The sequence below is a fragment of the Bacillus sp. FSL L8-0358 genome, from assembly GCF_038593095.1.
Taxonomy (GTDB): Bacteria; Bacillota; Bacilli; order Bacillales; family Bacillaceae; genus Bacillus; species Bacillus subtilis.
On sequence record NZ_CP151962.1, the window covers coordinates 3,772,072 to 3,785,952 of the forward strand.

Consider the following 13,881-nt stretch of genomic DNA (forward strand, 5'->3'; position numbering starts at 1 on the left):
CTTCTCTATTGTGCGGTGTATCCTCCGTCTGCGGTGATGGCGCTTCCGGTCATATAGCTTGATAAATCCGAGGCTAAAAACAGCATCACGTTTGCGATTTCTTCAGGTTTCCCAAGCCTCAGCAGCGGATTTACCTTCGCCTTTTCTTTTTTGATCTCTTCAAGTGTGCCTTCGTTATTTTCAAGGAATGATTTTTCATTCAGCGGTGTGTCGATGATCCCCGGGCATACGCAGTTCACGCGAATTTGATGCTTCGCATAATCAACGGCCATTGATTTAGTCAGCTGCAAAACCCCGCCTTTGCTGGCGTTATAGGCAGGAATATCAGGCCATGCCACGAGTCCGCCGACAGAGCACGTATTAATGATGTTGCCCTTGCCGGCAGCCAGCATATGCTTGAGTGCATGTTTGCTCATTAAAAACATGCCGGTCAAATTGACTTGCAGCACCTTGTTCCAATCGCTGAGCTCCATCTCGTGAATGGGCGCCACGATTTCGATGCCTGCATTATTAATCAAGACATCGAGTCCGCCAAATGTATGAACCGCCGATTCAACTGCGTGCCGGCAGGCAGCTTCGTCTGTGATGTCCGTTTGCACAAAGTGCAACCTGTCATTATTTTCTTTTCTTACCATTGCTTCTCCCTGCGCTTCATCAATATCCGCCACAACCACATTGGCCTGCTGGCCCAAAAAAGCCTGAACCGCAGCATAACCAATGCCTGATGCGCCTCCTGTTATGAGGACGGTTTTATCGGTGAGGTTCATGATCATTCATTCGCCTTCATTTTTTTTGCTTTTGCTCTGTTGTAGCGCGGCGGGAAGAAGATATTAATCGATTTTGATTCTTTTTCCGAACGGTTGATGGCACCGTGATCTTCACGAGGCTCACAGAAATAGGCTGTGCCGAATTTCATCTCGACTGTGCAGCCTTCGACCGTCATGTCATAGCCGCCGCCGATGCAGATGCCGATTTGTTCATTCCGATGTTTATGGAAAGGCATTTCTCCGCCATTTCCAGGGATTTTGGCAAGCATAATTTCTACCCAATCCTCAACAAAGAACGTGACTTCCATGCCTGGCAGCAGGTCTCTTGTTTTGAAAATATCCAAAAAGTAGTCCTCAGGACTTGTATATGTTTCATCAGCTTTCAGCCGCTTGATATCAATAGCAATCACTTCTTGGTCTGTGTCGTTTCTTGCCCCGTGAGGCACATGCGGCGGCGCGATATAGGCAGATTCCAAGGCTGTCATTTTTCTTGTCACATCTCCGACAGTCATCATCAGCTCGCCAGAAACGACCATGCCGATTTGGACCTCCTTATGCTGATGGGGTTCAACATTGGTATGCGGCGGGACGTAAGACATTAATACTTCAGTATCCCCTCGTACGGTTGAATACTGCCTCACTCCGTTTTCCCATTCAATTAATTTCGGTGTCGGGAAATAAAGCTCCTGCATATCTTCTTTAGTTTTCATCATCAACGTCTCCTTTTCCAAATAATGACCAGCTCATTGGAATGCTTTTGAATGTTTTTACAAAGGTTAGCCCGTACTTTTGCCGTGCAAGCTCATTGGTTAAGGCAATGTCATACAAACCTACTTTTACTTTTCTTGCGGCTTGACTGGTTGAATTGACTAGTTTGAAACGAACATCTTTGCGGGTAAAATATTTGATTAAATTAATAGGTGAAGGATGTGAAACAATAACAGATGTATCAAGCATATCGTCTCTGAATTCAAAATCAGGACGAACAGCCAGGCCGTACATCGGTGTATCGCACCTGAAGATCTGCAATAGCTGCAAATCCGGCCTCATGTAGAAATGCTTAATACCATCGTAAGCATGTGGGACGATGGTATATTCCAGCGGGCTTTGGAGCGTCCTTTCGATGCATGATTCAAAAGTATCATGCAAGGACAATTTACTGTTCAGCCCTTGTAGAAGAGTAAAATTGGAAATGAAATGCTTTGCTGCGTACTCACTGCTTGTCCCCTCAGGGCCGAGCGTGTTGACTGTAATGAGTTTGGATAGTGAATCAGTTCTTTTTTTTGTCTGAATGCTATTATCCAATATAATCATGAGCACCAACCAATCTTTTAAAATTTTAAGTAAATTTTATCCAGCGGCAATTGAACTGTCAATGTTTTTTGAAAATATTGATAATTATTCCCATACAAACAAAAAAAACCCTTTATAAAGGGTTTTTAATTATAGGAATTTAGAAACTTTGTTTATTGAGATAAGGACTGATCGGCCTTCTGCTCAAGTTTGCCGTACTTTTTATATGCGAATATACTGAGCACAAATCCGAGGACTGTGATGGCTGCGCAAATCAATCCGACAGCTGCATAGCCGTATGCCACATAGACGGGTCCCATTAAAGCAGAACCTAATGTCACGGCCAGATTCGAGGCGAGGCTGTAAAACACCATGACTTTTCCGCGATGACGCTCTGAGCAGTCACTCAAAATGGTGCTGAGCAGCGTCACCGTCAAACTTTGCATTAATCCCCAAATAAATAGGCTGACGATTAACAGAAACATTGACGCCGGCGCATATGGTAAACACGCCAGCAGAACGCTGATGACCCCCAGCGCAATCAAAAGGGAGCGCATTTTTCCGATGCGGTCGGCTATCTTTCCTGTAATCACACTCATGGAAAACCCGATTCCATAAATCATGATAAATAAGCCCGCAGCCGTGTTTCCTCCGGTAAAAACGTCCTGAAGATAGGTGCCTAAAAAGGAATACATACCGTAAAAACCAATCATATTACAAAAGGTTATCGTGATATAAACAGGTACACGAGGGACTTTCAGCGCATCCCGGAATGTTCCTGCCGGCTCTTCTATTTCTTCCTTGCCGCTGTTTTTATGTTGGGCATGGCGGCGCATTTCAAGGAGAATCAGCAGGACAACTAAAACGCCCATCAAGGCGAAAATCCAAAACGTCCATCTCCAATGCAGGACGCCGCCGGTAAATGATCCGAGCGGCACTCCCAAAATCAGCGCCAGCGACCAGCTTGAAACGATCAGTCCCATCACCTTGCCCCGGTATGTATAAGGAACACGATCACCGACAACTGCGTAAGCGGTCGGAACAAACGCTCCCGCAGCCAATCCCGAAAGCGCCCGGCCTAAAAAGAAGAAAAAAATATTTTGAGCCAAAGCGCATATCACCGTTCCTATGATAAAGATCATAAGCCCGGCCAATAAGCTCAGTTCTCTGGAGTATTTATCGCCTAATGGAACCAAAAGCGGCGCACCGATAAAAATCATAATGCCGTAAATACTGATAGATAATGCAAGGACACTGACATCTGAGCTGAAGGCTTTTGCTAAATCCGGCAGCAGCGGTGAGATCACAAGCTCTTCAGATCCGGCTGCAAATACCCCCATCGTTAAAGCCAGTGCCAACAATAACGGAAAATGATGTTTTGTTTTGATGTCATTGTTTTGATTGCTGTTCATTCTTTCTCAAACACCTCTTCCATAATCTTCTTATCATAAAAGTTGTATTATAGTTTAGCATTGTTTTTTCACTATTTACAATTCGAACGAAATATTTATAAGTTTTATTATTTTCATTTAAATCCCATTATATATTTCTATATTTCATTCTAAAAATACACGAGGATGTAACGCGTAAAAAAGCTCTCCGGCCTCCCGGAGAGCTTTTTCTATTGCGCCTCTGTCTGCTTTTTTTCAATAAGTTCATGATTTATACGCTTTTTGATGCTTAGATGATAGTATGCATAGCAGAAAATAATGATCGGCACACCGCAGTACAAGCCGATTCTTTGATCCGGAATGAAAATAAGGCTGATCAACACGCAGCCATATAAACAAAATCCGAGAATCGGGACTAGCGGATAAAGCGGCGTTCTGAACTCCAGATCATTCACATTTCCGCCTTCAGCAAGGAAACGTCTGCGAAAGAAAAATTGCGACGCACAAATGGACATCCACGCGACAACTGTCACCATGCCCGAGATTGAGATACACCATAAATACACTGTTTCTGCGGCCATGACACTTGTCAGCAGCGAACAGCCTGAAATGCCTAGCGTAATCAGCAGGGCATTCATCGGCACGCCTTTTTTTGTCAGTCTGGTGAGAAAGGATGGACCCATTTGATTTGATGAAAGTGACCACATCATACGAGACGCCGCATACAATCCCGAATTAGCAACAGATAAAATGGCCGTTAAGATGACAAAGTTCATGATATCTGCCGAAAATGGGATGCCGATTTGATCGAGTACCGCTACAAACGGGCTTTCAATCACCCCCGCCGTTTTGTACGGAAGGATGGCAACCAAGACGAACATAGCGAGCACAAAGAAAAACAGCGTGCGCCAAATGACATTTCGAATGGACTTTGGCAGTGTTTTTTCCGGGCTTTCACTTTCCCCTGCCGCAATGCCGACAAGCTCCGTTCCCTGGAACGAGAAGTTCACCATGACCAGCGTAAACATAACGGCCAGCACCCCATTAGGGAAAAGTCCTCTATCAGTCATAAAGTTAGACAAAAAGGGTGTCTCCTGTCCGCCTTTAAAGTCAATCAAGCCAAACACAGCGGCTCCGCCAATCACAATAAATAATATGATCGCCGCCACTTTGATGCTTGAAAACCAAAATTCCATTTCTGCAAAGCTTCTGACAGAGAGCGCATTAATCAAAAAGATAACGATGCCGAACACGAGGCACCATATCCAGATCGGAACGGAGGGCAGCCATCTTTGCATCAAAATGCCTGCTGACGTCAACTCTAATCCCACTGTATTCGCCCAGCTGAACCAATACAGCCAGCCAATCATAAAGCCTGTCGACGGTCCCAGAAATTTAGTGGCGTAGGCCTGAAACGATCCGGCCACCGGCATGGCAACAGCCAATTCTCCTAAACAAAGCATGACGAGATACATTAAAAATCCGCCGATGATATACGCGGCAATGGCGCCGAGCGGTCCCGCCTGGCTAATGGTAAAGCCAGAGCCTAGAAACAGCCCAGTGCCAATCACCCCTCCCAAAGCAATCATAAACAAATGCCTGCTTTTCATGCTGCGCTGCAATTCATTTTTATGATTCTGCATCATCCTTCCCCCTTTGGTTCTTTTGCCGTGATGGTCATCCGGTAGCTCTGCAAAAGGTGAACGGTGGTTTGCTGTATGAGGAGAGGCAACACATGAAATGTGTACGGTTTATAGACTCGTTCTGTACATTTATGGCCGTCTTTTCCGTACACACCCATATTAATGGATGGAATATTCAGCTTGCGTATGTCTTTGAACGGAATGGTCCCAATCCTATTCCACCCAGGGAAGTTCCTGATAAAAGAATCAATTTCGCCATCGGTTTCGTGCAGTGATAAAAAACTGCCGTCTGCCAAGTAGGGGAAAAACTTTTTGAAGACAAATGTTTCGCCTGTCGATTCAGCGGTTTTGTCAGCCGCTTCTTTAATCACATGCTGCAAAAGCTGATCTCTTGCGCTATCTTCTTTCAAATAGTTATGCGGCAGGTAAGGAGGTGCGTAAAATAGAATGACTTTTGCGCCTTGATCGGGGTCAAGCTTTTGAAGCTCTTCGATTGCCTGAAAGCATCTCATGCGAAGTTCAAGGTGCTCGTTGGCTTTGAATGTCTGCTCGATACACTGCTCAGGATCTATCCCCCGGTTTCTCAGCTTTTCTAAGTATTGTTCCAGGCTATACACTTGAATGCCCCATGATAAATGTTTCTTTGGCAGGTTGGCTCTTTTTACATATTCTTCATAATAATCTGATAATTTTCGTTCTGTCTCTCGGCATGCTTCCTCAGTGACTGCAATAAGCAAATCCATCATTTCTTTTGCTGTTCTTTCATAAATAAAACAATTGAAATACAAGCTGGTGCTGACAGCCGTTTGCACATTATAGGATTCCTTGTTATCACGCTGATACAAACAGGATGGTGGCAGAACCAACTCCCCTTCAACCTTTTCTGCCAGATGGATGTTATTGTGGAGACGGCTTGTGATTTCAGATGAAATGAAATTTGGGTCAATCCCTGCCAGTGTATCGCCAACATGGACTTCACGCCCGTAAATGTAAAAGCAAGGCAGCAGTTTTCCCGCGGCTCCGGTATAGATATATCTTGTCTGATCACCATCGTAAAGCGGGGTAATAAAATCCGTATTAATAGCAGCCAAATAGTGAAGCTGTTTTTCTTTTTTTAGCCGGTTCAGCTCTGAAATGCTGGCGAGAATGCCCGAATGCTGGCTCTCCTCATCGGGATTGGCCATAAACAATACATTTCCCGGCAACGTCTCAAGGTTCTCCGAAAAATGCAGGAGATTGGCTAAATGCACGGCGATGCCGCTTTGCATATCGACAGATCCTCTTCCGAACATCCAATCGCCTGATTCGGCATCCCGCTGAACCTCCTGATCGAACTCATAGCGGCTGAAATACTCGGCCAATTTCTCACAATCAAAAGCGAAATCCTTTAAAGGGCCGAAATCTTCAATTCCAACTGTATCCAGATGGGCATGGTAAATGACTGTATTACGGCTTTCTCCATGTCCTTTAATAAACGCAAAAATATTTTTGCGATTGTATGGGTCATTGGGAATGGCCTGTTCCCACACATGACTGGGGTTTTCCTGAAAATAAGGATAGCTCGTGATCACTTCTTTGATGAAATCTGCTTTTGTCCCTTCTCCAACAGTACCGTTCACGCTGCTGAGGCTGACCAGAGATGCTGTCAGCGCCTCCACTCTTTCAGCCGGATTCATGTGACTGATTTTTGTATACTGCATAAATTGTCCTCCTGATCAAAAAGTTGAAATCGTGCGATCCGCTAAAGAATCGCACGATTTTATTTCTCTCAAATCAAAAAGCTTCGGACGTTGTTTTGGCTTGCATATGAAGAATTAAGTAATCGGGACCGCCTGCTTTTGAGTCTGTTCCTGACATATTAAAACCGCCGAACGGCTGATAGCCGACAATTGCTCCGGTACATCCTCTGTTAAAATATAGGTTTCCGACATGGAAATCCTCGCGCGCCCGTTCAATGTGCGCACGGTTTTTCGTCAGAAGCGCACCTGTTAATCCGTATTCCGTGTTATTTGCAATCTCCAGCATATGATCGAAATCACGCCCTTTGCAAATCGCAACAACCGGGCCGAAAATTTCTTCCTGCATCAAGCGGGCGTTTTCATCAACATCTGCAAAGATCGTCGGCTGAATAAAGTAGCCTTTTGAATCATCGCCTTCTCCGCCGGCCAATAGCTTGCCTTCAGATTTGCCGATTTCAATGTATTTCATCACTTTGTTGTAGGATGCTTCATGAATCACGGGACCCATATACGTATCTGGATCTTCTGGATTGCCGACAGTCAGCGTTTTGGTCAGCGCCACAGCTTTTTCCACCACTTCATCATAAACATCCTGATGGATAACCGCGCGGGAGCCCGCAGAACACTTCTGTCCTGAATATCCAAATGCTGAGTACACGATAGAGGATGCAGCAAGGTCAAGATCAGCGTCCTTGTCAACAAGCACTGTGTCTTTTCCGCCCATCTCAGCAATTACCCGTTTGAGCCATTTTTGGCCCGGCTGCACTTTGGCGGCTCGCTCATAAATCCGGCAGCCGACTGCACGGGAACCTGTAAATGAGACAAACCGTGTTTTCGGATGCTCAACTAAGAAATCACCGATCTCCGCTCCATCTCCCGGAATGTAATTCAGAACGCCGTTTGGCAGACCCGCTTCCTCCATGACCTCGACAAATTTTGCTGCCACTACCGGGGCTGCGTCAGCCGGTTTTAAGAGAATCGTATTTCCTGTCACAATCGCTGCCGCCGCTGTTCCCGCCATAATCGCGAGCGGGAAGTTAAATGGAGAAATGACGATGCCGACGCCAAGCGCTTCGTAATGATATTGATTGAACTCGCCAGCACGGCTCTTCACCGGAGCCCCTTCCTTGAGCTTTAACATTTGGCGCGCATAGAACTCTAAAAAGTCTATCGCTTCAGCCGTGTCCGCATCTGCTTCCTTCCACGGTTTTCCCGCTTCCTTCACAAGATAGCTTGAAAATTCATGCTTTCTTCTGCGCAAAATAGCCGCTGCCTTAAAGAGAATATTCGCGCGGTGCTCCGGTCTTTGTTTTTTCCAGGAATCAAATGCCTGCAATGCGGCTTGCATCGCTTTTTCAGCAAGCTCTTGATCCGCTGTAGACGCGTACCCAATGATCTCTTCTTTATTTGCCGGGTTAATAGAAATGATTTTGCGGTCCGTTTCAATTTTTTCTCCATTTATGACAAGCGGATAATGCTTGCCGAGCTGAGTGTTTACAAAGGCCAATGACTCCCCAAATGCAGTTTTATTCTTTGCTTCCGTAAAATCGGTAAATGGTTCGTGCGCGTATGTGACTGTCATATGTAGTCCCCCTCGTGTTATGAAATATATCTTCGCATATGAATAAAAATGCAAGAATCATGCCATTTTCTTGTCTTTTACTGAAAAAACTTGTTGAATCGAACAGAAATTTGTCTAACAGGTGATCACCTGTCTCTTTTTCCGATCTTGAACGCAAATTTTTTTTGCGATTTTTGCTCTTTAGGCAAAAAACAAACGCAAAATTATTTTGCGGAGGCTTCTCAAATTAGACCCATCCGCGGAATCGCGATGCTTCTGCCGATTTTCTGATGCCCGTCATGTAAGCCGCCAAACGCATATCCACTTTATGTGTTGCCGCTGTTTGATAAATTGTTTCGAACGAGCTGACCATGACGCTTCTCAGTTTTTCTGCAACCTCTTCTTCCGACCAATAATATCCTTGGTTGTTTTGCACCCATTCAAAATAAGAAACCGTGACGCCGCCAGCACTCGCCAGGATATCCGGCACAAGCAGCACGCCTCTTTCATTCAGGATCTTAGTGGCATCAATGGTTGTCGGTCCGTTCGCCGCTTCAACGACGATTGACGCCTGAATGTTATGTGCGTTTTTGGCTGTGATTTGATTGGAGATCGCGGCAGGCACTAAAATATCGCAATCCTTTTCAAGCAGCTCCTCATTTGTGATGACGTCAGTAAATAAATTGGTGACCATACCGAAGCTGTCCCGTTTATCGAGCAAATAAGGGATATCAAGGCCGTCTGGGTTGTAGAGCCCGCCATTGGCATCAGAAATCCCGATCACCTTCGCGCCCGCATCGTGCATGAATTTGGCCAGGAAGCTACCCGCGTTTCCAAAGCCCAGTATGATGATGCGCGCGTTTTGCAGCTTGATCCCTTTTTTCTTCACCGCCTCTTCAATACAAATCGTGACGCCCTGTGCCGTCGCCGTTTCCCGTCCTTGCGATCCTCCCAAAACAAGCGGTTTACCTGTAATAAAGCCCGGAGAATCGAATTCCCGCAGCCGGCTGTACTCATCCATCATCCACGCCATAATCTGCGAATTTGTGTATACATCTGGAGCTGGAATATCCTTTGTCGGACCGACGATCTGGCTGATGGCACGGACATACCCCCTGCTCAGCCTTTCCAGTTCTCCAAATGACATTGTCCGCGGATCACAAATAATACCGCCCTTCCCGCCGCCGTAAGGAAGATTGGCAATCCCGCATTTGAGTGTCATCCAAATGGATAATGCCTTTACTTCCTCTTCATTAACTTCTGGATGGAAGCGAACGCCCCCCTTTGTCGGACCGACAGCATCATTGTGCTGTGACCGGTAGCCTGTGAACACTTTGACGCTCCCATTGTCCATTTTGACCGGAATGCGGACAGTGAGCATTCTCTGCGGTTCTTTCATGAGTTCATACATATCTCCCGGATAACCCAGCTTCCGAAGGGCTTCCTTAATGATTGTTTGGGTAGACAGAAATAAGTTAAGAGCTTCTTTTTCTTCATCTTTCGAGACTTGCTTTGCTGACATCTTTTTCACCTCATTGTTTTTTTGACCGGCTGCAATGTAAGCGCTTTAAAAAATCAGCCCGCCAATTCCTTTCTGCATTGGATTCACCCTTATCATCATGCAAGATCCGTACCAGCTTTTGAATCCACAAAAAAAGAGACTGAAAACATCTCAGTCTCTGACTACAAATCTATTGATTAACGGGGATCAATCACCAGCTGCGTTTCAGCATAAAAACTGCCGATTCCCAAACCGTTTACTACATCGCCTTTAATCGTGTAAGTGCCTGCGCGAGGAAGCGTTTTGCGCACCATGACGAGGTCAAATTCGGATGCGCCTAACAAATCAAGCGTAAGCGGGAGTCTGACTGTTTTTCCATCGTTTAAAATCTGTGTTTCTTTCAGTGTTCTTCCATTCACTGAATCTCTTGTCGTAGCATGAAACCCGTCAGGAAATTGAAATTCTACCGCTCCGAGAGAAAGCACCGCATTTGGTTTATATGTCACTTCAATATCAGAAGTGGTCCACTCTTTCGTGCTGTTAATTGTTTTTGCCTCGATTGATGCAGACTGTGCATGAGCTTGGCCCGAAGGAAGTAAGATTGATAGTAAAACAGCTGAACTGATGAATAATGAAGATACGAATGAAGTTCTTTTTAGCATGACATTTCCCCCTAATTGATTGTTGAAATTTGGCCAGAGCGTCCTCTGCAGAAAAAGCGCTTTTTCATAATTCGCGAATTACCAGTTCTTTTTCTTAAAAATTAATCTATCATCATTTTCCATGGAAGTAAATGTTTTTTAAGGAATATTAACACTTGGAATTCAATGAGAATTCCTTCCTGTTTATACAAGGTTCAAATGGACGATTTCTCTCTCTTTTTCTAGTAACATCCGCCTGGCATTTTCTATCTTTTATCCTATTTTAAAAAAGGGCAAAAAAAGTCGAAGATGCCTCTGCTCTTCGATTGATCACGTTCCTATTTTTATCTGAATTCAGTGTTCCAGTTAAAACCGATCGTCTCATCATTCCACGGAATTCTTTTTTCATCAGGCTGATCCGGGTTATACGACATGGTGGTAAAATAGATAATTGTCAGCGGCGTCTCTCCCAGCACTCTATATCCGTGAGCCACCCCTTTTGGGATTAATAACAGCATCGGGTTGTCTTCGCCCATATAATAGACGTCCGTTTCTCCTTTTGTCTTTGAATCCTCTCGAAGATCGTATAGGACAACCTGAGCGTGGCCGGTTGGGAAGAACCAGAGATCATCCTGCTTCTCATGATAATGAAATGCCTTAATCACACCCGGATAGCTTTTCGACCAAGAAGCCTGCCCAAAATGCTCAAGGAGATTCTCATCGTCCCGGACCAGCTCAGCAAAAAAGCCTCTGTCATCGCTATGCTTCGTCAATTTTTTCACCTTGACTCCATCAATCACATGCACTGCTCCTTTCCTGCAAATACTCTCGTAACGCTTCCCGCCAGTGGCGGGGGCGGATGCCGGCTTCTTCAATGGCCCGATGGCTCAGCACAGAGTATGCCGGGCGGGGCGTTTTGTTCCCGTATTCCTCTGTCGTTACAGGCAAAATGGCTGTTTCCAGCCCGCTTTCTTCCATAATTGCCGTCGCAAACTCATACCAGCTGCATATGCCTGAATTGCTGACATGATAGATGCCCGGCGGATGGCTGAACAGCTTGATGACCGCTTCTGCTAAATCCTTCGTATAAGTCGGCGAACCAATTTGATCGCTGACAACCCGAAGCTCTTGTTTCGTTTCAGCAAACTTCAGCATGGTTTCAACGAAATTACTGCCGCCATGTCCGTACACCCACGATGTTCTGATGATCGTGCTGTCTTTTGTCGTTAATCGTATCAGTTCTTCTCCGAGCCTTTTGCTTTTGCCATAAATGGTTTTCGGATCGAGGGGATCGTCTTCCCTATATGGCTGGGTTCCTTTCCCATTGAATACATAGTCCGTGCTGATATGAACATATTGAGCTCCGATGCGGGTTGACTCAAGCGCTGTATAATAAGCGCCGATTCCGTTAATCAAGTACGCTTTATCAAGCTCTTTCTCGCATTGATCAACCGACGTAAACGCGGCGCTATTGACCACGATATCCGGCTGATAATGGCCAAACGAATGCCGTACTGAGCGCTGGTCAGTAATGTTCATCATCTTCTTTGTTAACGCAATGACCTCATATCCGGATTGCTTCAGCTGGCGGCATAGTTCCAAGCCAAGCTGTCCTCCCGCCCCAGTCACCAATACCTTTGTCAATCAGATCACCTTCTCATCGGTCATTGTCTGTATACCACTGAATCGTACGCGCAATGCCTTCTTCAAACGTCACTTCCTGCCGCCAGCCCAGTTCGTTTTTCAGCTTTGATGCATTGATCGCATAGCGCCGGTCATGCCCTTTTCGGTCTTCCACGTGGGCGAACAATTCCTCACAGCCCAGATGCTTCAAAATGGCACTCGCCAGCTCTTTATTCGTGCGTTCATTTCCGCCGCCGATGTTATACACCTCGCCGTCGGTTCCTTTTTCTAAAATCAGCTTGATCGCGCGGCAATGATCCTCCGCAAACAGCCAGTCTCGGATCTGGAGTCCATCGCCATACAGCGGAACAGGCAGGCCCTGCTTCGCATGACGGATAATCGTCGGAATCATTTTTTCGCTGTGCTGATAAGGTCCGTAATTGTTGCTGCATCGTGTAATGATGGCCGGAAGCTTGTGGGTTTTCACATAAGACAACACGAGCAAATCTGAGCTTGCTTTGCTGGCTGAGTATGGGTTATTAGGAGAAAGCGGCGTCGTTTCTGTAAACGCGGGATCATCCGCTTTTAAATCCCCGTATACCTCATCTGTTGAAATATGAATCAGCTTCATGGCTTTTCCTTTCAAGACCGCTTCCGCCAATCGGTATGTCCCCATGACATTTGTGGTGATAAACGGCTCCGCTTGGGAAATGCTTCTGTCCACATGCGATTCTGCTGCGAAGTGAATGACGCCATCGTAGGTCTCGTCAAACGCCCGGTCGATATCCTCCTGAACGCTGATGTCCCCTTTTACAAAGCGAAATCGGCTGTTTCGATTTAATTTTTCCATTTCCTCCGGGTGGCTGGCGTACGTCAGTTTATCTAAAACGGTAATGCGCGCATCGGTTTCCCTTAGCATGAGCTTTGTAAACGTGAGCCCGATGAAGCCGGCCCCGCCTGTAATTAAATATGATTTTGCCATCACTTTTCGTCCTGTCCTTTCCGTAAAGCCTGGTGTACAAGCTGGGAAGCGAGATAAAGCGATTCGTGAGTTCCGGCATCTACCCACCAGCCTGATAACACATCATACGTAAGCTGGCTGTTTTCGATGTATAGATTATTCACATCGGTGATTTCCAGCTCGCCGCGCTTTGATGGTGATATTTGTTCAATATACGAAAACACCTCTGCATCATACATATAAATGCCGGTAACACAAAGGTTAGTCGGTGGCTGTTCGGGCTTTTCGATGATGGAACGAATCCGCTTGTTTTTCTCATCAATCTCAGCAATCCCGAAACGTTCCGGGTCATCAACTTCTTTCAGAAGCACTTTTGCTCCTTTCCCCTGCTGTTCAAAGCGTTCTGTATAAGGCTTTAATGAATCTTCAAATATATTATCACCTAATAATAAAATGAAAGACTCTTTTTTCGTAAAGCGCTTTGCATAAGACAGCCCATCCGAAATGCCCGATGCTGCCGGCTGTACTTGATAAGTGATAGTAACGCCAAGCTCTTCCCCGTTCCCAAGCAGTTTGTAAAATTGCGGCATATGCTCCTTTTGGCTGATGAGTAAAATGTCTTTTATTCCGGCTTCCTCCAGCTTCATAATCGACCAGTATATCATCGGGTACGGGCCTACAGGAAGCAAATGCTTGTTGACGGCTTTCGTTAAGGGCATAAGGCGTGAGCCGTTTCCTCCGGCTAAAATAACACCTTTCAC

13 protein-coding genes are annotated in these 13,881 nt (G+C 45.7%); all 13 read right to left on the reverse strand.

Going from position 1 to position 13,881, the window contains the following annotated elements; all coding sequences use genetic code 11:
- Positions 1-5 precede the first annotated feature (5 nt).
- Complete coding sequence (gene bacC / locus NYE49_RS19380) at positions 6-767, reverse strand: dihydroanticapsin 7-dehydrogenase (RefSeq protein ID WP_047183594.1); 762 nt, start codon at positions 765-767, stop codon at positions 6-8.
- Between the two features lie 2 nt (positions 768-769).
- Positions 770-1,477, reverse strand: a complete 708-nt coding sequence (gene bacB, locus NYE49_RS19385; protein ID WP_041850399.1) for a 3-((4R)-4-hydroxycyclohexa-1,5-dien-1-yl)-2-oxopropanoate isomerase — start codon at positions 1,475-1,477, stop codon at positions 770-772.
- Entirely contained in the window at positions 1,467-2,081 is a 615-nt protein-coding gene (gene bacA / locus NYE49_RS19390; protein ID WP_047183360.1) for a prephenate decarboxylase, read from the reverse strand. Before bacA ends, bacB begins: the two co-directional genes overlap by 11 nt.
- A 152-nt stretch (positions 2,082-2,233) precedes the next feature.
- Complete coding sequence (locus NYE49_RS19395; RefSeq protein WP_174616693.1) at positions 2,234-3,472, reverse strand: MFS transporter; 1,239 nt, start codon at positions 3,470-3,472, stop codon at positions 2,234-2,236.
- Positions 3,473-3,681: 209 nt separating this feature from the next.
- The gene (locus tag NYE49_RS19400; RefSeq protein ID WP_047183362.1) at positions 3,682-5,094 is read right to left on the reverse strand and encodes an amino acid permease; all 1,413 of its coding nucleotides are present in this window, start codon (positions 5,092-5,094) and stop codon (positions 3,682-3,684) included.
- Positions 5,094-6,794 (reverse strand): M20/M25/M40 family metallo-hydrolase, encoded by a 1,701-nt coding sequence (locus tag NYE49_RS19405; protein ID WP_047183363.1) that lies wholly within the window; start codon positions 6,792-6,794, stop codon positions 5,094-5,096. The genes NYE49_RS19400 and NYE49_RS19405 overlap by 1 nt, the downstream gene beginning before the upstream one ends.
- Before the next feature lie 73 nt (positions 6,795-6,867).
- On the reverse strand, positions 6,868-8,415 hold the full coding sequence (gene pruA, locus NYE49_RS19410) for an L-glutamate gamma-semialdehyde dehydrogenase (protein ID WP_015384963.1): 1,548 nt from the start codon (positions 8,413-8,415) through the stop codon (positions 6,868-6,870).
- Between the two features lie 226 nt (positions 8,416-8,641).
- Entirely contained in the window at positions 8,642-9,916 is a 1,275-nt protein-coding gene (gene rocG / locus NYE49_RS19415; protein ID WP_047183364.1) for a glutamate dehydrogenase, read from the reverse strand.
- 176 nt (positions 9,917-10,092) lie between these two features.
- Positions 10,093-10,557 (reverse strand): biofilm surface layer hydrophobin BslB, encoded by a 465-nt coding sequence (gene bslB / locus NYE49_RS19420; RefSeq protein WP_003227472.1) that lies wholly within the window; start codon positions 10,555-10,557, stop codon positions 10,093-10,095.
- Positions 10,558-10,880: 323 nt separating this feature from the next.
- The gene (locus NYE49_RS19425) at positions 10,881-11,336 is read right to left on the reverse strand and encodes a dTDP-4-dehydrorhamnose 3,5-epimerase family protein (protein WP_003222100.1); all 456 of its coding nucleotides are present in this window, start codon (positions 11,334-11,336) and stop codon (positions 10,881-10,883) included.
- Positions 11,329-12,180 (reverse strand): dTDP-4-dehydrorhamnose reductase, encoded by an 852-nt coding sequence (gene rfbD / locus NYE49_RS19430; protein ID WP_046340278.1) that lies wholly within the window; start codon positions 12,178-12,180, stop codon positions 11,329-11,331. Before rfbD ends, NYE49_RS19425 begins: the two co-directional genes overlap by 8 nt.
- 13 nt (positions 12,181-12,193) lie before the next feature.
- Positions 12,194-13,141, reverse strand: a complete 948-nt coding sequence (rfbB, locus tag NYE49_RS19435; RefSeq protein WP_047183365.1) for a dTDP-glucose 4,6-dehydratase — start codon at positions 13,139-13,141, stop codon at positions 12,194-12,196.
- Positions 13,141-13,881, reverse strand: coding sequence for a sugar phosphate nucleotidyltransferase (locus NYE49_RS19440; protein ID WP_014478328.1), 741 nt, complete (start codon positions 13,879-13,881; stop codon positions 13,141-13,143). The genes rfbB and NYE49_RS19440 overlap by 1 nt, the downstream gene beginning before the upstream one ends.

Bases quoted from the DNA above. Each gene is read 5' to 3' on its own strand.
- pruA (WP_015384963.1), bottom strand. From the start codon at position 8,415: ATGACAGTCACATACGCGCACGAACCATTTACCGATTTTACGGAAGCA.
- NYE49_RS19405 (WP_047183363.1), bottom strand. From the start codon at position 6,794: ATGCAGTATACAAAAATCAGTCACATGAATCCGGCTGAAAGAGTGGAG.
- bacC (WP_047183594.1), bottom strand. From the start codon at position 767: ATGAACCTCACCGATAAAACCGTCCTCATAACAGGAGGCGCATCAGGC.
- bacB (WP_041850399.1), bottom strand. From the start codon at position 1,477: ATGAAAACTAAAGAAGATATGCAGGAGCTTTATTTCCCGACACCGAAA.
- bacA (WP_047183360.1), bottom strand. From the start codon at position 2,081: ATGATTATATTGGATAATAGCATTCAGACAAAAAAAAGAACTGATTCA.
- NYE49_RS19395 (WP_174616693.1), bottom strand. From the start codon at position 3,472: ATGAACAGCAATCAAAACAATGACATCAAAACAAAACATCATTTTCCG.
- rocG (WP_047183364.1), bottom strand. From the start codon at position 9,916: ATGTCAGCAAAGCAAGTCTCGAAAGATGAAGAAAAAGAAGCTCTTAAC.
- NYE49_RS19400 (WP_047183362.1), bottom strand. From the start codon at position 5,094: ATGCAGAATCATAAAAATGAATTGCAGCGCAGCATGAAAAGCAGGCAT.
- bslB (WP_003227472.1), bottom strand. From the start codon at position 10,557: ATGCTAAAAAGAACTTCATTCGTATCTTCATTATTCATCAGTTCAGCT.
- rfbB (WP_047183365.1), bottom strand. From the start codon at position 13,141: ATGGCAAAATCATATTTAATTACAGGCGGGGCCGGCTTCATCGGGCTC.